The following is a 21,942-nucleotide window of genomic DNA, read 5'->3' on the forward strand; positions in this document are numbered from 1 at the left end:
GAATATCGGCGCGTGCGAACGTCAGGCTGAAATCAGCGCCTTGCCGGCAACGGCAAGGCTGTCGGCGCCGCCGACGACGCGCTCCTTGAGCGCGCCCACTTCGCCAAGCAGGTTCTCGGCGAAGAACCGGCAAAGCGCGATGCGGCTTTGGTCGGCAAGCGCGCCGCGCGCCAGATAGGCCCCGCCCGCGGCAAGCGAGATCAGCCTGAGATAAGGTGTGGCGCCGGCCAGAGCCTCGTCCGAACGGCCTTCGGGCTGCAGGTCTTGCAGGAAACGAGTTGCCTGGGAGAGCTCGTCGAGCGCCTGGTCGAGGCGATCGGCGGTGCGGCCGAAGCCTTCAAGGTTCGACGCTCGCACCGCATCGGCGACGGCCTTGAGCTCGGCGATGTAGCCATGCACATGCCGGCCGCCGCCGAGCGGCAGCTTGCGTGTCACCAGATCGATCGCCTGGATGCCATTGGTGCCTTCGTAAATGGGCGCGATGCGCGCGTCGCGATAAAGTGCTGCGGCGCCTGTCTCCTCGATGAACCCCATGCCGCCATGCACCTGCAGCCCAAGCGAGGCGACCTCGACGCCAACATCGGTCGAAAAGGCCTTGGCCAGCGGCGTCAACAGATTGGCGCGCTCCTGCCAGTGCTTTGCATCTTCGCTCTGTGACGCGAGATCGATGGCGTGGGCGCAGGAATAGCAGATGGCACGGGCAATCTGGGTCAGCGCCTTCATGGTCAGAAGACTGCGCTGGATGTCGGGGTGATGCACGATCGGCGCCATGCCGGCACCGCGGCAGCTTCCCGCTTTGCCTTGCCGGCGGTCGTTTGCATACGCGAGCGCCTTCTGCGTCGCCGCCTCGGCGACCGCGACGCCCTGCATGCCGACGGCAAGGCGCGCATTGTTCATCATGGTGAACATGCAGGCGAGGCCCTTGTTCTCCTCGCCGACCAGCCAGCCGATCGCGCCGGGCCTGCTGCCTTCGAAGCCATCGCCATAAATCATCGTGCAGGTCGGCGAAGCGTGGATGCCCAGTTTGTGCTCCAGCCCGGAGCAGAAGACGTCGTTGCGCCTGCCCAGCGCGCCATCGTCTCCGACGAGGAATTTCGGCACCAGGAACAAAGACAGGCCGCGCGTGCCGGCCGGCGCGTCCGGCAGCCGCGCCAGCACCAGATGGATGATGTTGTCGGTGAAATCGTGCTCGCCATAGGTGATGAATATCTTTTGCCCGAAGATGCGGTAGGTGCCGTCGCCGGCCGGTTCGGCGCGGGTTCGCAAGGCATTCAGGTCCGAGCCTGCCTGCGGCTCGGTCAGGTTCATGGTGCCCATCCATTCGCCGGAGACCAGTTTTTCCAGATATTTGACCTTGAGTGCCTTCGAGCCATGCTTGTCGAGTGCTTCGACCGCGGCCATGGTCAGCGTCGGGGCGATGCCGAACGCCATCGAGGCGGAGTTCCACATTTCGAGCGCGGCGACGCCGAGCATGGCCGGCAGCGCCTGGCCGCCATACGCTTCCGGCGCGGACAGCGCATTCCAGCCGCCGCCGATCCAGCGGCGATAAAGTTCCTTCCAGCCGGGCGGGGTAGTGACGGCAGCGCCGTTGAGCACCGCGCCGTGCTGGTCGCCGACCGTGTAGAGCGGCGCCACCTCCTCGCTGGCGAAGCGGCCGGCCTCGGCCAGAATGGCGTCGACAAGGTCCTCGCCGAGTTCGCCAAAATTGCCTGCATCGAGCGCCGGCTTCAAGCCGGCGACATGCTTCAGGGTGAAGGCGATCTCCTCGACCGGTGCCCGATACATGGCGTTCGCTCCTCCTCAGCCCGGCCCTCCCCAGTCTGGCCCTCCCCAGTCTGGCAGGTCTACTTAAGACCTGTGCCGATGCAAAATCATCTGCTTTCGGAGTTCCCTGTCCATCTTCTTTTTACGTAAACGTCAAACTTTGTCACGCGGATTTTGCAATTGCTGGCTCGTATGCAAAATTACTTAGAGCCGGACGACGCACTTGTTTTGTACGGTTATTTCCCGTACAAGGCAGCATCAGGGATGACGATAATGCCAAACCAACAGACCCGCACCGCCCGTCTCGAAGCCCGTATTTCGCCGGATATGCTGGACGTGGTGAAACGTGCCGCCGAAATCCAGGGCCGCAGCGTCAGCGACTTCGTGGTCGCCGCCGCTCAAGAGGCGGCGCAGCGTACTATCGAGAACACCACCATCCTGCGTATTTCCGTCGAGGATCAGCGCGCCATGATGGAGGCGATTCTCAATCCGCCCGAGCCCAATGAAGCACTGCGCAAGGCCGCCGACGCCCACAAACGGCTTGTCGTCGAATCCCGGTGAATTTCACCATCATCATCGAACCGCTCGGCGGATCGCATGATCGCAAGGCGTTCAGCTGCGGGGTGTCGGCGCTCGACCGCTATATACGGGAGCAAGCCAGCCAGGATGTCAAACGCCGAGTCGGCAACTGCTTCGTTGCCGTGGATCACGATGTCGGCGCGATCGCCGGATATTACACTTTGGCGGCGTCGAGCATACCGATCGCGTCCTTGCCTGACGAACAGACAAAACATCTGCCACGCTACCCGGTTCTGCCCGCGATATTGGTCGGCAGGCTGGCCGTCGATGCCCGATACCAGCGGCGGCGGGTCGGGTCGGCGCTGATCGTGGATGCGCTGCGACGCAGCGTTAGCGCTGCCCCAGCAGCCTTCGCGTTGATTGTCGATGCCAAGGATGACCAGGCGGTCGCGTATTATCGCAAGCATGGCTTCACCCCATTTCAGAGCCGCCCGCTATCACTGTTCCTGCCCATAGCAACAGCGTTGAAACTATTTGGCTAATAATCGCAACCATCGCCTTGCTCTTGAGGAGCACCAAGGGTCGTTTCGCCAGCGCTCCAACTCGCCCCTTCGGCACCCGAAGCATTTCCTTAACCATGGCGGTTCAGGATTTGGCTTTGGCCAGCAAGGATCTGCTGTTTGAAAACGCCGGCGCGCCCCCTTGTCCGCTCAGCGCTTCTCCTTGTCGCGGCCGCGATGACCCTGATGCTGACGCCGGCAAAGGCCTCGGATTTCTCCGAACCGTGGAAGGATGCCGACCGGGCGCTGGTCGTCGACGCCTACGAATACAATTCCATCGACTGGACCAGGCTTGCCACCGACAAGCGTCTTGTCGGCTTCATCAACAAGGCATCCGACGGAATGCCGCCACCCTATTTCTGTTTCGGCGACGAGACCGAGGTGCGGCTGTGCAAGACGCTTTGGAAGCGCCATGCGGTGGCGCGTGAGTTGTTCCAGACGCGCAAGGTTGTGGCCAAGGCGCTTGGCTTGAAATGGGGCGCCTATCACCTCGCCCGCCCCGGCAACCCGGTCGGCCAGGCCAATCATTTCATCGAGTTCGCCGAACTCGGGCCGGACGACCTGCTTGCCCTCGACATCGAGGACGACGATCCGACGCAGTGGATGTCGCTGGACGACGCCGAAGAATTCGTCCGCCAGGTGCATCGGCGGCTCGGCCGCTTTCCAGTGCTCTACACCAATGGAACGACCGCCCGGCACATCGCCGACAACAGATACAAATACCAGCTGCTGTCGCGGCTGCCGCTGTGGTATGCGCGCTACAAGCCCGACATCGACGTGCATTTTCCGATGGGCAACTGGCAGGGTTATGCGCTCTGGCAGTTTTCGGCGCGAGCAAATTGCGGCCGGTTCCGCTGCCCTTACAGGGTCGCGGGCACACCCAACGATATCGACGTCAGCGTCGCGCCGATGAACGCCACGGAATTGCGCGCGCAGTGGCCGTTCGGCGGCCTGATCGACGTGCAGCCGGATTATCTCACCTCGATACCGGTGCCGCTCTCACGCGAAGCCGGGCTCGCCGGCGGCACCATCGCTTACGCTAGCGTGACGCCAGCAAGCTTCGAGGAGATGGTCGCGGTATTCAGGGCGCGCCTAGCCAGGTTCAGCAGCGGCTTTCAAATGCCTGCGGCGAAAGCGGCGCCGGGCCTTCCGCGCGGGATTGCCGAATATGTCGCCTGGACGCGAAACGAAAAGCGTGCGGCATCGGTGCCAGGATTTGTCTCCACCGCCGATGCGGTCAGCAGCGTCTCGACCGAATTCGATCACGGCTTGCGCTGAGGCCGAAGGCCCGCCCGAAGCATCAGTTCGCCTGCTCGCGCGCCACCGCCAGCCAGCCAATGTCGCGGCGGCAAAAGCCTTGCGGCCAGTCGATCCGGTCTAGCGCGGCGTAGGCCTTCTTCTGCGCCTCGCCGACGGTGCGGCCGGTCGCCGTGATGTTGAGCACGCGACCGCCATTGGCGACGAGTGCGCCGCCGTTGATGGCGGTGCCGGCGTGAAAGATCTCGACGCCGTCGCCTGCCGCTGCCTCGACGCCGCGGATGACCGAGCCCTTTTCCGGCGTGCCGGGATAGCCCCTGGCCGCCATCACCACGGTGAGCGCCGCCTCGTCGCGCCAGCGCACCGAGGTGTGCGCCAGCTGGCCGTCGGCGGCTGCGTTGAGCAGGACGAGCAGATCGTCCTTCAGCCGCATCATCAGCACCTGGCATTCCGGGTCGCCGAAACGGGTGTTGTATTCGATCAGCTTCGGCCCCTTGTCAGTGATCATCAGCCCGGCGAACAGCACGCCGGAAAACGGCGCGCCTGTTTCAGCCATGCCGCGCATGGTCGGCTCGACGATCTCGCGCATGGTCCGGTCGATCATCTCCGGCGTCATCACCGGGGCCGGCGAATAGGCGCCCATGCCGCCGGTGTTCGGGCCGGTGTCGCCGTCACTGAGGCGCTTATGGTCCTGCGCGGTGCCGAAGGGCAGCGCGGTGGTGCCGTCGCAAAGGCAGAAGAAGCTTGCCTCTTCACCGACGAGAAACTCCTCGACCACCACTTCCGCCCCGGCCTGGCCGAAGGAGCCGTCGAAACAGGCCTCGAGCGCGGCCAGCGCCTGGTCAAGCGTCATGGCGACGGTGACGCCCTTGCCGGCAGCGAGCCCGTCGGCCTTGATGACGATCGGCGCACCCGTCTTCTCGACATAGGCCCTGGCCGAAGCCAGATCGTCGAAGCGGCCATAGGCGGCGGTCGGAATGCCGTATCTGGCGCAGAGATCCTTGGTGAAACCCTTTGATCCTTCCAGCCGTGCCGCCGCTTTTGACGGGCCGAAGACGCGGATGCCCTCGGCGCGGAGGTCGTCGGCGATGCCGGCGACCAGCGGCCCTTCCGGCCCGACCACGACGAGGTCTATTTCATTCTCGCTGCAAAACCGGACCACCGCTGCGCGATCGGCAGTATCGAGCCTCACCAGTTCGGCTTCGTGGCCGATGCCCGGATTGCCGGGCGCCGCGTAGAGCCTGGTCAGCAGCGGCGACGCCGCGATCTTCCAGGCAAGCGCATGTTCGCGTCCGCCGGAGCCGATCAACAAAACACGCATGCCCAGATTCCTCACCGTTCCACGACCAGGACTGCGCTATTGCGCCACGCGCGACGGGTCAAGACATTTGGCTGCCGAAGCGCCGATTGTGCGTGGCGAGCGTGCGAGGGCTGCTTGACGCTTGACGGCATTCGCCTCTGCTGCCACTCCAGCAAAATGGAAACCGTCCAGTCGAAAGCGGCCCAGGGCCGCGTCGCCGATGCGCCGAGCGGCCACTGGGTCTATCGCGCGCTGCCGCGGCGGTTGTGGCCCTATGCGCAGCTTGCCCGGTGGGACCGGCCGATCGGCTGGCAATTGCTGCTATGGCCATGCTGGTGGTCGGCTGCACTTGCCGCGAGCGCCTATCCGCGTCCGTCGGATCCGCTGCTCTCGCTGCTGCCGTCGCCGTGGTATCTGCTGCTGTTTTTTCTTGGCGCGTTCGCCATGCGCGGTGCCGGCTGCACCTACAATGATTTGGTCGACGAGAACATCGACAACCAGGTGGAACGCACGCGCTCGCGGCCGCTGCCGGCCGGCAAGGTCACGCGCCGGCAGGCCTGGATGTTTGTTGTCCTGCAGGCACTGGTCGGCCTCGCCGTGCTTTTGCAGTTCAACAGCTTCGCCATCTCGCTCGGCATCGGCTCGCTGGTCATCGTCGCCGTCTACCCATTCATGAAGCGATACACCAATTGGCCGCAACTCGTTCTTGGCCTTGCCTTTTCCTGGGGTGCGCTGATGGGATGGGCGGTCGAGTTCGGCGATCTCGATGGGCCGCCAATCATGCTCTATATCGGCTCGATCCTGTGGGTGATCGGCTACGACACGATCTATGCGCATCAGGACAAGGAAGACGACGCCATCGTCGGTGTGCGCTCGACGGCGCGCCTGTTCGGCGACAACACCAAAGCCTGGCTGGCCGGACTTTATGGCGGAGCGCTGGTCTGCTTCGCCATTGCTTTCGCCTCGGCACAGGCACCGGTACCGGCGCTCGCCGGGCTGATCGCCGCCGGCGCCCATATGGCACGGCAGATCGCCGTGCTCGACATCGACGATCCGGACCAGTGCCTAAGGCTGTTCAGATCGAACAACCAGGTCGGCTGGCTGATCTTCCTCGGCCTGATCGGCGGCGCGGCTTGGGTGGCGCTGAAGCCGCTGGTTTAGCGGCCTGTTCCCTTCTCCCCTTGTGGGAGAAGGTGGATTGGCGCACAGCGCCAAGACGGTTGAGGGGTGTTGGACGGATCGCCGTTGGTGCCAAGCTGGAACACCCCTCATCCGACCGAGCTGCGCTCGGCCACCTTCTCCCACAACAAGGGGAGAAGGAGAGCGCTCACCACTACTCGTCGCGCGAAATAAGCTCCTCGCCGCCGATGACCAGCCTGAGGCCGAGGTCGCCGGCGCGGCGGCGGGCGAGGAAGCGCGGGCGGCGCATGGTCGAGACGCGACCTTTGCGGCGGTCCTGCGCCGGCAGCGCCTTGATGGCGGCACCGAGCGATTCTTCCAGCGTGCGGGCAATGCCGTCGGCCTCGATCAGCAGCATCGGCAGCCGGTAGGCGTCGGCCCAGGCGCGCCAGTCGGCGGCGACATCGTCGAGATCGTCGGCCACCAGCAGCGGCACCGACAGCATCGGGTCGTTGTGCAGAAGCTCAAGTGTCACCGTGACATTGCCATCCGGATCCTCCATCGCGCGGGCGGCGACGCCGCGAAACGCGTTGGCGGGCAGAGCGATGATCGCCGGCACGCCGCTCATCCCCAGCGTGCGGCGGATGACCGCCCCGCGCTGGTCGATGGTGAAGGTAACGTCGCCATAGTCGTCGCGCGTGGCGTAGCTCACCACCTGCGGCAGGCGGAATGGGTCGAGACGCATATTGCGGCCGGCCCAGACTGGCTTCAGTCCAGTGTTCATATCGTGCCTTTCCTGTTTCTCCTGAGAGCCGGTGTTTCCGGTTCTCCGGGCCGGTTTTCCCAGCCTCGTTTGTGGAGAAACATTAGCGCGAGCTTCTTATCCTCGCGCTTAAGAAAGTCGGTTAAATTTTGCTGATCCGAGGCAGATGGTTATCGGAATGCGAACCGGCGCAGGCCGGCGAAAGGATCAGATAACCTTACCCGGATTCATGATGCCGGCCGGGTCGAACGCGGCCTTCACCCTGCGCATCAGCTCGATCGCCATCGGCGGTGCCGTCGCGATCAATTCGTCCCGCTTCAACTGGCCGATGCCGTGCTCGGCCGAGATCGAGCCATGAAACGAGCGCACGACGTCGTGCACGGCCTTGTTCATGACGTGGTAAAGGCCGAGAAACGCCTCGTCATCGCCGTCGACCGGCCGGGAGATGTTGTAGTGCAGATTGCCGTCGCCCATGTGGCCGAAGCAGACGACGCGCGCGCCGGGACTGACCGATTGCACGGCGCCGGCGGCCTTTTCGATGAATGGCGGGATTGACGCCACCGGCACCGAGATGTCGTGCTTGATCGAGGCACCTTCCGGCTTCTGCGCCTCGGGCAGCACCTCGCGGAAATTCCAGAACGCATCGCCCTGGGCCATGCTTGCCGCGATCACCGCATCGCCGACGATGCCTTGCTCGAGGCCTGCCTCCAGCACCTCCTCGATCAGGGCCCTGGCATCGTCGGCCGAACGGCCCGACGAGATCTGCATCAGCACATACCACGGCCAATCGCCGGCCAGCGGCCGCACCACGCCTTGCGCGTGGGCAAGCGTGAAGTCGTAGGGCCTCTGGCCGATCAGCTCGAAGGCGGTGAGCGCTGCCCCTGCACGGTCCATCGCGAGGCTGAACAGCGACAGTGCCGCCTCCGGCGATGACAGGCCGGCAAACGCCACCTCGCGCCCCTTGGGCTTGGGGAACAGCTTGAGCACGGCGGCGGTGATGATGCCGAGCGTACCCTCGGCGCCGACGAACAGGTTCTTCAAATCGTAGCCGGTATTGTCCTTTTTCAGCTTGCGCAGATCGTCGAACACTTCACCGGTCGGCAGCACCACTTCGACGCCGAGGCAGAGCTCGCGCGCATTGCCGTAGGCAAGCACGCCGGTGCCGCCGGCGTTGGACGAGAGATTGCCGCCGATCTGGCAGGAGCCTTGCGCGGCAAGCGACAGCGGAAACAGCCGGTCGGCGGCATCGGCCGCTTCCTGCAGCGTCTGCAGGATGACGCCGGTTTCGACCGTGACCGTGTTGGACAGCGTATCGATTTCGCGGATGCGGTTCAGCCGCGACAGCGACAGCACGATCTCGCGGCCGGATGCGTCCGGCACCTGGGCGCCGACCAGCCCGGTGTTGCCGCTTTGCGGCACGATGGGCGTGCCGGTTTCGGTCGCCAGCCGCATGATGCTGCTGACCTCCTCGACGGTCCCCGGCCTCAGCACCAAAGCCGTCCTGCCGTGCCAAAGTCCGCGCCGCTCGGTGAGGTAAGGCGCGATGTCCTGCTGGTCGCGCAGCGCATATTTGTCGCCGACGATTGCCGCAAAGCGCGCGACGACGGCGGGGTCGAGATCGGGGGAAATGTCGTTCATGGGTCGAAACTATGGTGCTCGGTCGATCTTGTCACGCGGGGCGGCGGCGCGCGAAAGCCGGTCGTTGATCGCCTCGCCCAGCCCGTCGAACGGGATCGGTTCGACGGCGATGGTTTTGGCGCCACTGCCATCGAGATCCTGCAGATGGGCGAAGAGATTGCTTGCCGCCTCGCGCAGGTCGCCGGTCTCCGACAAGTTGCGCAGGGCGGCTGCATCGCGCCAGCCTTCGGCGCGGCTGCGGCCGAAGGCCAGCAAGGCTTCCCCCGGTGCGACCTCCGCAGCATTGAGGCGCACCGCCGCACCCGGCGCATAATGCGAGGCGAGCATGCCGGGCGCCTCGATGCCCGAAGCGCCGCGCAGCAACTTTGACCCGGCCACCGCTTCGATCTCTTCGGCGGCAATGCCGCCCGGCCGCAGCAGCCGCAGCTTTCCAGCTTCGACCTTGACGATGGTCGATTCCAGCCCGACCGGCGTCGCGCCGCCATCGACCACAAGCTTGATTCGGGGACCGAGATCGGCGGCCACGGCCTCGGCCGTCGTGGCGCTGATCCTGCCCGAGGAATTGGCGCTGGGCGCCGCCAGCGCGCGGCCGAACCTGGCGATCAGCTCGCCGCCAAAGCCTTTCGGCATGCGCAGCGCGATCGTTTCCAGACCGGCGGTGACCAGCGGATGAATGCCGTTGCCGGGCCGTTGCGGCAGCACCAACGTCAGCGGCCCCGGCCAGAATGCCTGCGCCAATCTTTCCGACAGCGGGTCGAACAGCGCGATGCGCTCGGCCATCGCCGCGTCGGCTATGTGGGCGATCAGCGGGTTGAAGCGAGGTCGGCCCTTGGCTTCGAAGATGCGGGCCACGGCAACGCCGTTGGTCGCGTCGCCGGCCAGCCCATAGACGGTCTCGGTCGGGATGGCGACGACATCGCCGCTCTCGAGCAGCGCCAACGCCCTTTCCATCGCCTCGCCGACGGCACGAATTTCAGCCACTGTCGTCACCTCACGGATGCGGGTGCCTAATACGCTGACGCCGGGCGAGCAAGCCCAGGCATTGGCGAATCGCAAATCGCTAAAATGCTATGTTTCCCCGCAAGCCGGCATCAACTGCCCTTGGCTAGGGTGCCGTCTTGTTGGGCAAGGGGAATTATCATGCTTTCGATGCCTATCCTTGGAGCGCTTGGTTTGGCGTTTATGGCCGGCACGGCACAGGCCTCGTCGCTGGTTTTTGTCGGGCAAACGACGGCGACGCCTTCGGTTGTAAGTAGCAGCGCGGTCGAGGGGGCGAAGACACCGTCGATCGTCGCGCTTGGCGAGAAGTTGCCCAACGTCAATGAAAACGTCACCGAGGAAAAGGTCGCGGCAATCCCGAGCCAGCCGAGTCATGGCTTCGCCGGAAGCCCGATGATCATTCGCGGCGGTATCGTCGGCGATGCCTTTGCAACGCCCGCGCCCAAAGCCGCGCCGGCCACCGCTGCCGCGCCCGCCGCGGACAGTAAGGCCGATCCAAAGGTCGCCAGCAAAACCCCTGAACCAGCTGCGCAGCCGCTAGCAGCTCCCGACCAGCCGAAATAGCGCCACAAGCGATGATTTTTTCGCGAATGTCAGCCGGCTATCTTGGAGAAATCCGCGACCCGGTCGGTCGCCGCGCGGATGCGGGCGAGCAATGCCAGGCGATTGGCGCGCACCGCCTGGTCCTCGTCGTTTACCAGGACTTTCTCAAAGAATGAATCAACCGGCTCGCGCAACACGCTAAGCGCCAGCATGGCGGCGGAAAAGTCGTTTTGAATTGCTTCGCCGGCTTGCCTCTCGGCCTGATTCACCGCCGCGAACAAGGTTTTTTCGGCGTCCTCCCGGAACAGAGCCGGCTCAACATGGTCGGCGATCGTCGTTTTCTTCTTCTCTTCGGCAGCCACGATGTTGGCCGCGCGCTTGGTGCCGGCAAGCAGGTTCTTGCCGTCCTCGGTGTCGAGGAAGGAACCGAGCGCTTCGACGCGGCGGACGATTTGAAGGAGATCGTCGTTCTGGCCGATCTCCCCCCTAGAGGGGGAGATGCCCGGCAGGGCAGAGGGGCGCGCCGTAGAGCGCACTTCCTCGACAGAAGCTTGAGACGCCGGCGGGACAGCGCCCCCCTCTGTCGCCTTCGGCGACATCTCCCCCTCTAGGGGGGAGATTGGGCGCGAGCCCGCCGCCAGTACGGCGTCGATGAGATCATGCCGCGCGCCCTGGTCGCGGAGATAGACTTTTAGGCGGTCGTGGAAGAAGGACAGGAGGTCGACAATTATCTCAGCCGCGGAATGGTCTGGTAGTTCGACGCCTGGTACCTCTGAGGACAGCGAACCTGCTCGTTCACTGATCAAATCATCGGCTGATCCAACACCAGTAGTGAAATCACCCCCGTCGTCCGCTCGCCAGACCACCGAAAACCGGTGGCCGCGATTGTAGGTAAGTCCGAATAATGCGTTTAGAAATTGGCGCTGGAGCGGCAGCCTCACCCCGCTCTCGACCAAAATCCTGACCACCCCCAGCGCCGCTCTTCTGAGCGCATAGGGGTCCTTCGATCCGGTCGGCTTTTCATCAATGGCCCAAAACCCGACCAGCGTATCAAGCTTGTCAGCAAGCGCCACGGCCACCGACACCGGATCGGTCGGCACGCGATCGGACGGGCCTTGCGGCTTGTAGTGCTCCTCGATCGCGGCGGCGACCGAAGGATGCTCGCCCTGCAGCAGCGCGTATTTGCGGCCCATGGCGCCTTGCAGTTCCGGGAACTCGCCGACCACCTCGGTGGTGAGGTCGGCCTTGGCGAGGACGGCAGCACGGCGTGCGAGCGCGGTAATCTCCCCCCTCGAGGGGGAGATGTCGCCGAAGGCGACAGAGGGGGTCGTCTCGCGTGGAGCGCCAACTTCCTCTTGCTTCGAAACGTCAGGTCGCGTCGCGCCAGCCGAGGCGACCCCCTCTGGCCTGCCGGCCATCTCCCCCTCAAGGGGGGAGATCGACTGCGCCACGATTGGTGCCAGTTCTTCGGCCAACCTGGCAATCCGCTCCACTCGCTCGCCTTGCGTGCCGAGCTTGGCATGAAACGTCACATTGAGATGGTCGAGGCGGGCCATGCGCTGGTCGAGCGGCTTTTTGAGATCAAGTCTGAACTTTTGCGCCGATGCCTGCAACTGGTCGAGATCCGGCAGGTCGCCGTGGTCGGACTTCCAGAAATAGAGCGCGTCGGACAGGCGGGCACGCACCACCTTGCCGTTGCCGTGGGCGATCTCCTTGCCGCCATCCTTGGCCTCGATGTTGGCGGTCAGGATAAAGCGGTTGGAGAGCGGCGATTGGCTGATCTCCCCCCTTGAGGGGGAGATGGCCGGTAGGCCAGAGGGGGTCGGCACGACCTGACGCGACTCCCTATCGCGGACAGGGGATGCCGGCGCTTCACGCGAGGCGACCCCCTCTGTCGCCTGCGGCGACATCTCCCCCTCGAGGGGGGAGATCTGGCGCGTCGTCACAAAACACTTCTGGTTGGCGCGGATGGTGAGCCTGATCACCTCGGCCGGAATGGCCAGAAAATCCTGTTCGAATTCGCCCATCAGCACGACAGGCCATTCGACCAGGCCCGACACTTCCTCCAGCAGCCCCTCGTCCTCGACGAGGTCGAGCCCGCTGGCGAAGGCGAGGTTCCTGGCATCGGCAAGAATGATCTCCTTGCGTCTGTCGGCATCGAGCACGACCTTGGCCGCCTCCAGCTTGGCGACATAATCGTCAAAGCGGCGCACCGTGATGGCGCCCGGCGCATGAAAACGGTGGCCGTAGGTGACATTGCCTGAGCGGATGCCGTCGATCTCGAAATCGACGACCACCGGCTCCTCGGTTTCTGGGCCGAAGGTGCACAGGATCGATTGCAGCGGCCGCACCCAGCGCAGCGAGCCGGGCTTGGCCGAAGCCGGCCCCCAGCGCATCGATTTCGGCCAGGGGAAGTTGCGGATGATGCCCGGCACCAGCTCGGCGATGATTTGCTCCGCCGGCCTGCCCGGCCTGGAAATATGGGCGACATAGAAGTCGCCCTTCTTCGAATCGGAATGAACATGCGCCTCGGCAATCGAGGCAAGGCCGGCCTTGCGCAGAAAGCCTTGCACCGCCTGCTCGGGCGCCTTGGTCGAGGGTCCCTTGATCTCCTCGCTGATGTCCTTCGAGCGCGCGGTCAGGCCGCGAATGTCGAGCGCCAACCGGCGCGGCGTCCAATATTCGCGCGCCGCCTCATAGGTCAGCCCGGCTTCGACCAGATCGTCGGTCAAAAGCTTCTTCAGGTCGCCGGCCGCCTTGCGCTGCATGCGAGCGGGGATTTCTTCGGAACGAAGTTCTAGAAGCAGGTCAGGCATTGAAAGAGCTCACGCGACAAGAAACAGCCGCCGCTTCGCGGCGTCCTCCCCCATCGAGGCGGAGGTAAGCGGGGCATAGCAACTCGGTCGGCTGCTGTCACCCTTCCCAGCAAGATCGGGCCAGCACGATCAAGGCGTCCAACGGCGATTTCCGGAAAAATTCAGCCGCCTGTCGGACACGAGCCGGTCCGCCCGTCCTTGGAGCAAAGATTTCCATGAACCGAACGCAGCGCTGAAGCGACCAACGCTCAGGCAGAGAGCTATTGGCTGAACGACCATGAAAACGGCATCGACATTCCTGCAGATCCTCGCGCTCAGCGCCTGTTTCGCGGCGCAGGCTCATGGCACGTTCTCGATGCCCGGCGTCAGGCAAGCGCTGCGGACAATGGCCGGCTCCAGCGGCCAGGGTGCGTTACAAATCAGCACTCCTGCCGAATTCGCCTTGAGCTAGGCCGCCAGCCCGCCCGCCTGCGTCAGCAGAAACGCCTCGCCGCAGGCTTTGGCCAGATTGCGCACCCGCAAAATATAACTCTGGCGCTCGGTGACCGAAATGACGCCGCGTGCGTCGAGCAGGTTGAAGACGTGGCTGGCCTTGATGCACTGGTCGTAGGCTGGGAAGACCATGCGGTGGTATCCCTCCCCCTTGAGGGGAGAGTGGCCAGACAAGGTCTGGCCGGGAGGGGTCGCTCGTGCAGTGCTCGACGCCTGACCTGCGGTGCCTTCTGAGGCGACCCCCTCTGCCCGCTTCGCGGGCTCCCCCTCAAGGGGGAAGATGGGCGCGCCGGCTTGTAGCAACGCCTTGCACTCGGCTTCGGCGTCTTCGAAATGGCGCAGCAACATCGCGGTGTTGGCAAATTCGAAATTATGGCGCGAATATTCCTGCTCGGCCTGCAGGAAGACGTCGCCGTAGGTCACCTTGTCGGCGCCTTCACGACCGTTGAAGTTGAGGTCGTAGACATTGTCGACGCCCTGCACATACATGGCCAGCCGTTCCAGCCCGTAAGTGAGCTCGCCCGCCACCGGTGCGCATTCGATGCCGCAGACCTGCTGGAAATAGGTGAACTGCGAGACCTCCATGCCGTCGCACCAGCACTCCCAGCCCAGCCCCCAGGCGCCGAGCGTCGGGCTTTCCCAGTCGTCCTCGACGAAGCGGATGTCATGCAGCAGCGGATCGATGCCGATCGCGGCCAGCGAGCCGAGGTAAAGCTCCTGCAGATTGGGTGGATTGGGCTTCAGGATCACCTGGTATTGGTAATAGTGCTGCAGCCGGTTCGGGTTCTCGCCATAGCGGCCGTCCTTGGGGCGGCGCGAGGGCTGGACATAGGCCGCGTTCCAGCGTTTTGGGCCGAGCGCGCGCAACGTCGTTGCCGGATGGAAGGTGCCGGCGCCGACTTCCATGTCGTAAGGCTGGAGGACGACGCAGCCATAGTCCGCCCAGTAGTTATGCAAGGTCAGGATCAGCCCCTGGAACGAGCGGCTGGGGTGCATGTGGGCAGGGATATCAACGGTCACGGCGGCCTCCGGCGGGGATGCGGCACCTCGTAGATGCCCGACCTCCGAGCGTCAAGGCGACAGGTTACCCCTTCGGGCAATCACTTCAGACCAGTTATCGATCTCGGCGCCGCCCCTCATCTGCCTGCCGGCATCTTCTCCCCGTATAGTGACGGGGAGAAGGGGCTGGCCGCGACCTCGGTACTCGTTCTGCAACGCTGGAGATTGGCGAAATCCTTTGCGAAGGCGTCCTTCTCCCCGTCACCATACGGGGAGAAGTGCCCGGCAGGGCGATGAGGGGCGGCGCAAACCTGCAGCGATTGATCACCCCTTCGGCGCGGGCGCCGGCACGGGCTTTACGTTCGGGGTTTCCTGCGCCGTGTTGGATTCGATCGGCGGCAGGCCTTTCATCAGCTTTTGCTGCAAGGCGGCAAGCACGTCCGGGTCCGGCTTCAGGTCGCGGGCCTGGTTCCACTGGAAGGTGGCTTCCAGCTTGCGGCCGACGCGCCAGTAGACGTCGCCGAGGTGATCGTTGAGCACCGGATCCTCCGGCTTCAACGAAACGGCGCGTTCCATTTCGCGCACCGCATCGTCGAACTGGCCAAGGCGGTAATAGGCCCAGCCCAGCGAATCGACGATGTAGCCGTCGCTCGGCCTCAGGTCGACGGCCTTCTGGATCATCGCGAGGCCTTCCTTGAGGTTCATGTTCTTGTCGACCCAGGAATAGCCGAGATAGTTCAGAACCTGCGGCTGGTCGGGGTAGAGCTCCAGCGCCTTGCGGAAATTCGGCTCGGCCTTCGGCCATTCCTTCAGTCGCTCATAGGCGATGCCGCGCTGGTAGAAAATGTTCCAGTTGGCGGCGGTCGGCGTCTTCAGCACCTCGACTGCCTTGTCGTAAAGATTGGCGGCGGAGCGGAAATCCTCCTTCGAGGAATAGACGCCGCCGAGCGCCAGATAGGCGCGCATGTCGTCTGGATGCGCATCGACGATGGCCTTGAGGTGAGCGATCGCCTCGTCGTTGCGGTCGAGATCGGCAAGGTTGAGGCCAAGCTGCAGGTCCGAAAGCTCCTTCAGCGGCGAGCCAGCGGGAATGCGGCGATAGAGCGCGATGGCGCCCTCGCCGTCCTTCAACTGCTCGGCAACGGCGGCAAGCTGAACGAGCGCCGCGTCGTTGTCGGGCCGCAGCGCCAGGGCATATTGCAGATAAAGCCGCACGAATGGCTCGCCGCCGCCGCGGTTGAGCGCGGTGGCGAGATCGAGCAGGATTTCCGAGGCGCCGTCCGACGGACCGGCAACGAAGGGCTCGATCTTTTCGCCCTTGTTGATCTTGTCGCGAAGCGCCGCAATCTCGACCTTGCCGGGCGCAAACGCCTCGGCCTTGTCGAGCACCGACAGCGCCTTGGCCTTGTCGCCTTTGCGGGCGAGGAAAGAGGCGTAGGCCTGCGCGTTGCGCATCCATGTTTCGGGGGCCGCACCGCCGGCGGCCGTGTCCTGCACGGTGGCGGTGTAGAGCGCATCCGCCCTGTCGGGCAGGCCGGAGGCGTCGGCAATCAAGGCGCGGTGGAAGGACTTGAACAGGCTGAACCAGTCGGGGCCTTGCAGCTTGTCGATGGAAGCCATGGCCTCGCCGGCGTCACCCGCACCTTGCTTGGCCCAGCCGGTCATGACGCCGGAGATCAGCCGGTCGAGATCGGATTCGAGCGACAGCTTGAGCCAGTATTCGGCCTTGGAGAAATCCTTCTTGTGGAAGGAATCGATGGCCAGAGCCAGGCGCGAGAAGCGCTCGACGTCGGGAACCGCCTTGAGCTTGTCGGCATAGACCAGGGATTCATCGAAGCGCCCCTGCGCGATCAGCGACAGCATCAGGCTCTGCTGCAGTCCCGTATCGTTCGGATCGAAGGCAAGCGCCTGCTTGTAATAGGAAATGGCGCTGTCGAGGTCGTTGTCGCCGTCAGCAATCCTGGCGGCGAGATAGGCCCCCGAGAAGGATGTGATCCTGACCGGCTCGGCGGTCTGTTTGGCATGCGCCGGCAAAGCCGAGATCGCCATGCCCGTCGCGATTGCCAGCCCCGTCAGCCAGCGCGCATATCCTTGCCGCATCATATCCCTTTCAGCCAAACGCCATCTCCGCGTCAGCGGGATCGCCGTAGACTCGATCTTTACAGGTAAAGCATGGCCTTTTTGGGGTCGTGCTTCAACCCGGCCCGAATTCACAATCGGGTCAAGCAATTAATAAACCATGCCGAAAGGGCCTGAACTGCGACTCTTGACCGCGTGGCGTCCGCTTTGGCGGTGCCTGCGCGGTGCTATTTCCCGACGCCGTAAGCGATCCATAAGCGCCAGCGGTTGAAAGCTTCCGCCATGCAACTTTGCGTGGCAAGATGTGCCCTCAGTTCTTGCCTCGCCAGTCGTCAGGGGGGTGCCGATGCTGGAAATGCCGCGAAACGAAGAAGCCTTCGCCATCGTCGATCGCATCTACGAAGCGGCGTTCGCCGCCGAGCTATGGCCGAATGCATTGGAGGCAACCAGTGCGATCTCGCGCTCGGCGGGCGGTGCGATCTTCATGATCAACGACCATTTGCCGCTTCGCGCCATTGGCAATGCGCATCTCCAGCCGCTGCTCGACGAGTTCATGGCTGGAGACAACTGGAACTTATCCGAGGGCGTGCAGCGAACCTGCAGCACCCAGCCCGCAGGTTTTGTGCGGATCGACGATCTCATGACCGGCGAAGAGATAGAGCGCGATCCGGTTGATGCACGCGCAAGAAGGTTCGGCGTCACATCGCCTGTCTTCACGTCGATTTCCATGCCCAGCGGAGAGCTTGTACTGCTCGCCTTCCCGCGCTGGCTGAAGGACGAGAAGCATGATCGGGCCGCGATCGAGCTGCTGAACGGGCTGCGGCCGCATTTTGCGCGGGCCGGCCTTGTCGCCGGGCGGCTCGGTCTGGAGCGGGCCAAGACCGCCGTGTCCATTCTGAGCGAAATCGGGCTGCCGGCGGCGGTCATGAGCGGATCGGGCCGCGTGCTGACGGCCAACCCCCTTCTGGAAGACATGGCTGACGCGTTCGTTGCCTTGGCCCATGGGGGCATGGCACTTGCGGATGGACCGGCAAACGCGCTTTTCCAACAGGCCGTTGCGCACAACCAGGACAACCGCGTCGTGCGGTCCATCCCGGTTCCGGCCAGGAAGGGGCGGCCGGCCCTGATCGTCCACCTTTTGCCGCTGCGCGGCGCCGCGCATGACATTTTTTCGGGCGCCGATATTCTCGTCGCGGCAACCGTCGTCGGCATCGGCGCGACCGGCCCCTCGCCCAGCATTCTTTCCGGCCTGTTCGACCTGACGCCGGCGGAAGCCCGGCTCGCCACCGCGCTTGCTTCGGGCCGTTCCGTGCAGGAAGCGGCCATTGAAATCGGCATCGCCGTCAAATCGGCCCGTACCTATCTCGAACGTATCCATCGAAAAACCGGAACCAACCGCCAAAGCCAACTGATGGCCTTGCTGAAAAGCGCGAGGCCATTCCCGTGATCGCGGTCAGCCGACCGGTTCTGATGTTGCAAGACTGCAACAGCCAGGACTGGAACCGCTGCAACAACAGGGATTTTTCGATGAACTGTAGGCATTTTCCGACTGTCCGAAGCGCGCCGGTTCCATGCAGTCTCTGATCCATTGATGACAGACTTTGGAAACGCGCTCGGCGCGGCCGGCGAAAAGGGGATTGATTGCGATGCAGGCTTATGCGCGAAAGAGCATTGGACGAATGTCGGCCATCTGCGTGCCCGTCGCCGGGAGCGTAGTCGTCACGGCAGCCCTCTGCCTGGCCTTTGCTCCGACACCGGCAAGCGCCTTTGTATGCGAGGAGGTAGGCGGTGGCGGTGACGGCGCTACAGCTCCAGCGCTAGGCATGGCGTGCGGCTCCGCCGCCCACGCCGATGGCATCTTGGCTACTGCGGTCGGAGTTACTGCCCGTTCTTATGGACAGTCCAGCACCGCTGTTGGCGTGGGGGCACAGGCCGGCTATATCGTCAACCATGATAATCCAGGTACAACGGCGATCGGCGCCCATGCTGAGGCTGGCGCGGGAGGCCCGAACCAGGCCGGTGCCACTGCGCTTGGCACCAACGCCAAGGCGAATGCGGAGAATGCCATAGCGCTCGGCAATCACGCAGAGGCCAACTTTTCCGACTCAGTCGCCATAGGCCAGGGTGTCACCACGACACGCGCCAATCAGGTGGCTATCGGCAACAGCAGCGCCACCTACACGCTCGCGGGCGTCAGCAGTCAGGCCAGCAAGGACGCACAGAGCGGAACAAAGTACCTGGTGACGTCCGACGCGGCAGGCAATCTGGCGACGGCCTCCGTCAACATCGATGAGATCGAAGGGCTGGTCGACGACGTTGCAGCCCACACCACCCAGATCGCGGCGCTCAACACCACGGTAAGCGGTCACACGGCACAGCTCGCCGATCACGAGACCCGTATCACCGACAACACCAACATGCTCAACCTGCACACCGCGCAGATCTTCAGCCTCGACAGCCGCACCACGATCAACGAGACCAACATCGCCTTGCTCGACGGCCGTGTCGGTGCGCTGGAGGGCGGCTTGCAGGATCTTGGCGAGCAGGTCAGCGAAAACCGCTCGGAAGCCCGCGCCGGAACAGCGCTTGCCCTGGCGACGGCGGGACTGCGTTACGACGACAGGCCCGGCAAACTGTCGCTGGCCGGCGGCTTTGGCCATTTCAAGGGCCAGTCGGGCCTGGCGCTCGGTTTCGGCTATAGCACGAGCCTGGATTTCCGCGTCAACGCCGCCGTGTCGGCCTCGACAAACCGCGGCGATGTCGGCGTCAGCGTCGGCGCATCGTGGACACTCAACTGATGCAGCCCGCATGAGCCCAATGCTGCCGGGATCGGTTCGATCGGCAGGCGGAATGTTGCTGGCAGCCTTCGTGCTGGCGACGGCCGTTCCGCTGCTTGTCCCGCCTGCCCTGGCGCAAACGTCGAAAAGCCAGAAATCCGCCAAGCCGCAAACGCCGAAGCCGGCCAATATCGACCGCAACGGCGTGCTGATCCTGGTGCGCACCTCGCTGCTGGCGCTCGACCAGGCCAACAAAACCGGCAATTATACGGTGCTGCGCGATCTTGGCGCGCCGGGCTTCCAGACCAACAATGCGGCCAAGCTTGCCGAGATCTTCGCCGGCCACCGCAATGACGGCATCGACCTCGGCGGCGTCGCGGTGCTGGAGCCGCAATTGACGCGGCTGCCGCAGATCGAGCCCAACGGCATGCTGCATATGGCCGGTTTCTTTCCCTCGGTGCCGATGCAGGTCAATTTCGAGCTGTTGTTTGCGCCGGTCGAACGGCAATGGAAGGTGTTCGGCATCTCGGTCGCGCTCAGCAAGGCCGGCCCGGAAGCGCCGGCAACCGAGCCGGAACCGCCGAAAGCTGTCGCTGCCGAACCACCCGAGCCGCCGACGGCGGCGGTCAATCCCAAGAAAGCCGCCGAGAAATCCGGCAAGTGAGGACCAAGCGTCACGGCCCGGAACCTCAGGACGCTTGCGAAAGGCTTGCGTCGAGCGCCTGCATGGCGACGGTGACAAGATCGTGCAGCCGCTTTTTCGGCACGCCGTCGCGTGCTTGCACCGAAAGGCCGTGCATCAGCGTGGCGTAATAGTCACCCAGCGCCTCGGCATCGGTATCCGGCTTCAATTCGCCATCGCGCACGGCCTTTTTCAATCGCTCGACGATCGACGCGGTACGCGCCAGCCGATGCAGGGAGCAAGCAGGGCGAAACATGGCGCAACGCTGGCGTTGCTCGCCTTCGCGCAGCTCATCATCTCGCTCGACCTCAACATCGTCTTCGTGGCGCTGCCGGAGATCGGCGCTGGCCTCGGATTTTCAGGCCAGACCCTGCAGTGGGTGGTCAGCGCCTACACCGTGTTCACCGGCGGCTTCCTGCTGTTCGGCGGCCGGGCCGCCGACCTGATCGGCCAGCGCCGCGTCTTCATCTTCGCGCTCTGGCTCTACGCACTTTCGTCCCTCGTCGGTGGCCTGGCCTGGTCGCCGGAAATCATCATCGCGGCACGCGCCGTGCAAGGCATCGGCGCCGCGTTCCTGTTTCCGGCGACGCTGTCGCTGATCAACCGCCTGTTCGCCGAAGGGCCGGAACGCAACCGGGCGCTCGCCGTCTGGGGCGGCGCGGGCGCCAGCGGCCTGACGCTCGGTTCGCTTGCCGGCGGGTTTCTGACCAGCGCCTTCGGCTGGCCGTCGGTCTTCTACGTCAACGTGCTGCTGGCCGGGATCGCCATCATCGCGGCTTTCGCCATCATCCCGCGCGATCGCAAGCGGCACGAGCACCGCAGCTTCGATCTGCCCGGCGCACTGACCGTCACCGCCGGCGCGACGCTGCTTGTCTTCACCCTGGTTCAGGGACCTGAATATGGCTGGGGCTCTGGCGCAATCATCGCCAGCGCGGCACTGGCGGCATTCTTCCTGATCGCCTTCACCGTGATCGAGGCCAACAGCGCCGATCCGCTGATGCCGCTGCGCCTGTTCCACAATCGCAGCCTCGTCGCCGGCATGACGATAACCTTCCTCTACATGGGCACTTTCGGCGCGCTGCCCTACTTCCTCACCGTGCTGCTGCAGAACGTGCACGGCTTCACTGCCTTGCAGACGGGCCTCGCCTTTCTCGTGCCGTCGGTCGCCATCGCCACCGGCACGCAAGCCGGCGAGCGTCTGGCGACGCGCTTTTCGACGCGCAGCACCCTGGTCGGCGGCATGATGGTCGGCGCGGTCGGCACAGCATTGATGGTATCAGGCGCGACCGCAGAGAGCAGCTATCTGGCCCTCGTACCTGGCCTGATCGTCTCCGGCGTCGGACAAGGCATCGTCTGGACCGCAATGTGGATTGCCGCCGCTTCCGGCGTTGCCCATGACCAGCAAGGCGTCGCCTCGGGGATGGCTTCGACGACGCTCAATGTCGGCAACGCCATCGGCGTGGCCGTGCTGATTGCGATTGCGAACAGCCAAATCGGCGAATTGTCCGGCGATGCGTTGAAAATTGCCGTCGCCGACGGCATCCAGGTTGCCTTCTGGCTCGCGGCGGCGGGCATCGTCGTCAGTCTGCTGGCAGCAATGGTGCTTCCGGCAAAGGCGCGATGAGAACAAGCGCG

Annotated in this window: 19 protein-coding genes; 10 read left to right on the forward strand and 9 right to left on the reverse strand. The window is 64.3% G+C overall.

The window, feature by feature from the left end:
• Nucleotides 1–21: 21 nt before the first annotated feature.
• The gene (locus NKI16_RS11295; protein WP_352692192.1) at nucleotides 22–1,785 is read right to left on the reverse strand and encodes an acyl-CoA dehydrogenase family protein; all 1,764 of its coding nucleotides are present in this window, start codon (nucleotides 1,783–1,785) and stop codon (nucleotides 22–24) included.
• Between the two features lie 159 nt (nucleotides 1,786–1,944).
• Here NKI16_RS11295 and NKI16_RS11300 point away from each other — a divergent pair, with 159 nt between their 5' ends.
• The 3 genes from NKI16_RS11300 to NKI16_RS11310 all read left to right on the forward strand — a co-directional run bounded on the left by NKI16_RS11300 (nucleotide 1,945) and on the right by NKI16_RS11310 (nucleotide 4,121).
• Nucleotides 1,945–2,325, forward strand: coding sequence for a type II toxin-antitoxin system TacA family antitoxin (locus NKI16_RS11300; RefSeq protein ID WP_352692193.1), 381 nt, complete (start codon nucleotides 1,945–1,947; stop codon nucleotides 2,323–2,325).
• The gene (locus tag NKI16_RS11305) at nucleotides 2,322–2,825 is read left to right on the forward strand and encodes a GNAT family N-acetyltransferase (RefSeq protein WP_352635365.1); all 504 of its coding nucleotides are present in this window, start codon (nucleotides 2,322–2,324) and stop codon (nucleotides 2,823–2,825) included. The genes NKI16_RS11300 and NKI16_RS11305 overlap by 4 nt, the downstream gene beginning before the upstream one ends.
• Before the next feature lie 138 nt (nucleotides 2,826–2,963).
• Nucleotides 2,964–4,121: a glycoside hydrolase family 25 protein gene (locus NKI16_RS11310; protein WP_502897580.1), complete on the forward strand. Its 1,158-nt coding sequence runs from the start codon at nucleotides 2,964–2,966 to the stop codon at nucleotides 4,119–4,121.
• A gap of 22 nt (nucleotides 4,122–4,143) precedes the next feature.
• Here the strand turns inward: NKI16_RS11310 and purD are convergent, their stop codons facing one another.
• Nucleotides 4,144–5,421, reverse strand: coding sequence for a phosphoribosylamine--glycine ligase (gene purD / locus NKI16_RS11315; RefSeq protein ID WP_352692195.1), 1,278 nt, complete (start codon nucleotides 5,419–5,421; stop codon nucleotides 4,144–4,146).
• Between the two features lie 156 nt (nucleotides 5,422–5,577).
• On the opposite strand from purD, the gene ubiA reads away from it, so the two are divergent.
• Entirely contained in the window at nucleotides 5,578–6,561 is a 984-nt protein-coding gene (gene ubiA, locus NKI16_RS11320) for a 4-hydroxybenzoate octaprenyltransferase (protein WP_352692205.1), read from the forward strand.
• Nucleotides 6,562–6,733: 172 nt separating this feature from the next.
• Here ubiA and NKI16_RS11325 read toward each other — a convergent pair whose 3' ends face one another.
• The 3 genes from NKI16_RS11325 to NKI16_RS11335 form a co-directional block, all read right to left on the reverse strand.
• Entirely contained in the window at nucleotides 6,734–7,303 is a 570-nt protein-coding gene (locus tag NKI16_RS11325) for a DUF6101 family protein (RefSeq protein WP_352692664.1), read from the reverse strand.
• Between the two features lie 186 nt (nucleotides 7,304–7,489).
• Nucleotides 7,490–8,920, reverse strand: coding sequence for an FAD-binding oxidoreductase (locus NKI16_RS11330; protein ID WP_352839545.1), 1,431 nt, complete (start codon nucleotides 8,918–8,920; stop codon nucleotides 7,490–7,492).
• 9 nt (nucleotides 8,921–8,929) lie between these two features.
• Nucleotides 8,930–9,901: an L-threonylcarbamoyladenylate synthase gene (locus NKI16_RS11335; protein ID WP_352839547.1), complete on the reverse strand. Its 972-nt coding sequence runs from the start codon at nucleotides 9,899–9,901 to the stop codon at nucleotides 8,930–8,932.
• 201 nt (nucleotides 9,902–10,102) lie between these two features.
• Between NKI16_RS11335 and NKI16_RS11340 the strand changes: the two genes are divergently transcribed.
• Nucleotides 10,103–10,483 carry a hypothetical protein gene (locus NKI16_RS11340; protein ID WP_352839549.1) on the forward strand — a complete coding sequence of 127 codons (381 nt, stop codon included), beginning with the start codon at nucleotides 10,103–10,105 and terminating at the stop codon, nucleotides 10,481–10,483.
• Between the two features lie 29 nt (nucleotides 10,484–10,512).
• Here NKI16_RS11340 and NKI16_RS11345 read toward each other — a convergent pair whose 3' ends face one another.
• Complete coding sequence (locus tag NKI16_RS11345; RefSeq protein ID WP_352922755.1) at nucleotides 10,513–13,278, reverse strand: glycine--tRNA ligase subunit beta; 2,766 nt, start codon at nucleotides 13,276–13,278, stop codon at nucleotides 10,513–10,515.
• A 277-nt stretch (nucleotides 13,279–13,555) separates the two neighbouring features.
• Here NKI16_RS11345 and NKI16_RS11350 point away from each other — a divergent pair, with 277 nt between their 5' ends.
• The gene (locus NKI16_RS11350; protein ID WP_352724058.1) at nucleotides 13,556–13,729 is read left to right on the forward strand and encodes a hypothetical protein; all 174 of its coding nucleotides are present in this window, start codon (nucleotides 13,556–13,558) and stop codon (nucleotides 13,727–13,729) included.
• Here the strand turns inward: NKI16_RS11350 and NKI16_RS11355 are convergent.
• Entirely contained in the window at nucleotides 13,726–14,790 is a 1,065-nt protein-coding gene (locus NKI16_RS11355; RefSeq protein WP_352724056.1) for a glycine--tRNA ligase subunit alpha, read from the reverse strand. The two genes, NKI16_RS11350 and NKI16_RS11355, sit on opposite strands and share 4 nt — an antisense overlap.
• 303 nt (nucleotides 14,791–15,093) lie before the next feature.
• On the reverse strand, nucleotides 15,094–16,869 hold the full coding sequence (locus NKI16_RS11360; protein WP_031211039.1) for a tetratricopeptide repeat protein: 1,776 nt from the start codon (nucleotides 16,867–16,869) through the stop codon (nucleotides 15,094–15,096).
• Nucleotides 16,870–17,203: 334 nt separating this feature from the next.
• On the opposite strand from NKI16_RS11360, the gene NKI16_RS11365 reads away from it, so the two are divergent.
• From NKI16_RS11365 to NKI16_RS11375, 3 genes are all read left to right on the forward strand, one after another.
• Complete coding sequence (locus tag NKI16_RS11365; protein ID WP_352839553.1) at nucleotides 17,204–18,295, forward strand: helix-turn-helix transcriptional regulator; 1,092 nt, start codon at nucleotides 17,204–17,206, stop codon at nucleotides 18,293–18,295.
• A gap of 472 nt (nucleotides 18,296–18,767) precedes the next feature.
• Nucleotides 18,768–19,646 (forward strand): YadA-like family protein, encoded by an 879-nt coding sequence (locus NKI16_RS11370; RefSeq protein ID WP_352839555.1) that lies wholly within the window; start codon nucleotides 18,768–18,770, stop codon nucleotides 19,644–19,646.
• 52 nt (nucleotides 19,647–19,698) lie between these two features.
• The gene (locus NKI16_RS11375) at nucleotides 19,699–20,289 is read left to right on the forward strand and encodes a hypothetical protein (RefSeq protein WP_352839557.1); all 591 of its coding nucleotides are present in this window, start codon (nucleotides 19,699–19,701) and stop codon (nucleotides 20,287–20,289) included.
• A 25-nt stretch (nucleotides 20,290–20,314) separates the two neighbouring features.
• Here the strand turns inward: NKI16_RS11375 and NKI16_RS11380 are convergent, their stop codons facing one another.
• On the reverse strand, nucleotides 20,315–20,503 hold the full coding sequence (locus NKI16_RS11380) for a hypothetical protein (protein WP_352922758.1): 189 nt from the start codon (nucleotides 20,501–20,503) through the stop codon (nucleotides 20,315–20,317).
• A gap of 33 nt (nucleotides 20,504–20,536) precedes the next feature.
• Here NKI16_RS11380 and NKI16_RS11385 point away from each other — a divergent pair, with 33 nt between their 5' ends.
• Nucleotides 20,537–21,931 (forward strand): MFS transporter, encoded by a 1,395-nt coding sequence (locus NKI16_RS11385; protein WP_352839561.1) that lies wholly within the window; start codon nucleotides 20,537–20,539, stop codon nucleotides 21,929–21,931.
• Nucleotides 21,932–21,942: the final 11 nt, after the last annotated feature.

Source organism: Mesorhizobium sp. M0698, from assembly GCF_040320455.1.
Taxonomy (GTDB): domain Bacteria; phylum Pseudomonadota; class Alphaproteobacteria; order Rhizobiales; family Rhizobiaceae; genus Mesorhizobium.

What these genes read in the sequence shown, in the direction of transcription:
- NKI16_RS11295 (WP_352692192.1), bottom strand. Translation starts at nt 1,785, where the DNA reads ATGTATCGGGCACCGGTCGAGGAGATCGCCTTCACCCTGAAGCATGTC.
- purD (WP_352692195.1), bottom strand. Translation starts at nt 5,421, where the DNA reads ATGCGTGTTTTGTTGATCGGCTCCGGCGGACGCGAACATGCGCTTGCC.
- ubiA (WP_352692205.1), top strand. Translation starts at nt 5,578, where the DNA reads ATGGAAACCGTCCAGTCGAAAGCGGCCCAGGGCCGCGTCGCCGATGCG.
- NKI16_RS11325 (WP_352692664.1), bottom strand. Translation starts at nt 7,303, where the DNA reads ATGAACACTGGACTGAAGCCAGTCTGGGCCGGCCGCAATATGCGTCTC.
- NKI16_RS11330 (WP_352839545.1), bottom strand. Translation starts at nt 8,920, where the DNA reads ATGAACGACATTTCCCCCGATCTCGACCCCGCCGTCGTCGCGCGCTTT.
- NKI16_RS11340 (WP_352839549.1), top strand. Translation starts at nt 10,103, where the DNA reads ATGGCCGGCACGGCACAGGCCTCGTCGCTGGTTTTTGTCGGGCAAACG.
- NKI16_RS11345 (WP_352922755.1), bottom strand. Translation starts at nt 13,278, where the DNA reads ATGCCTGACCTGCTTCTAGAACTTCGTTCCGAAGAAATCCCCGCTCGC.
- NKI16_RS11350 (WP_352724058.1), top strand. Translation starts at nt 13,556, where the DNA reads ATGAAAACGGCATCGACATTCCTGCAGATCCTCGCGCTCAGCGCCTGT.
- NKI16_RS11360 (WP_031211039.1), bottom strand. Translation starts at nt 16,869, where the DNA reads ATGCGGCAAGGATATGCGCGCTGGCTGACGGGGCTGGCAATCGCGACG.
- NKI16_RS11365 (WP_352839553.1), top strand. Translation starts at nt 17,204, where the DNA reads ATGCCGCGAAACGAAGAAGCCTTCGCCATCGTCGATCGCATCTACGAA.
- NKI16_RS11375 (WP_352839557.1), top strand. Translation starts at nt 19,699, where the DNA reads ATGTTGCTGGCAGCCTTCGTGCTGGCGACGGCCGTTCCGCTGCTTGTC.
- NKI16_RS11385 (WP_352839561.1), top strand. Translation starts at nt 20,537, where the DNA reads ATGCAGGGAGCAAGCAGGGCGAAACATGGCGCAACGCTGGCGTTGCTC.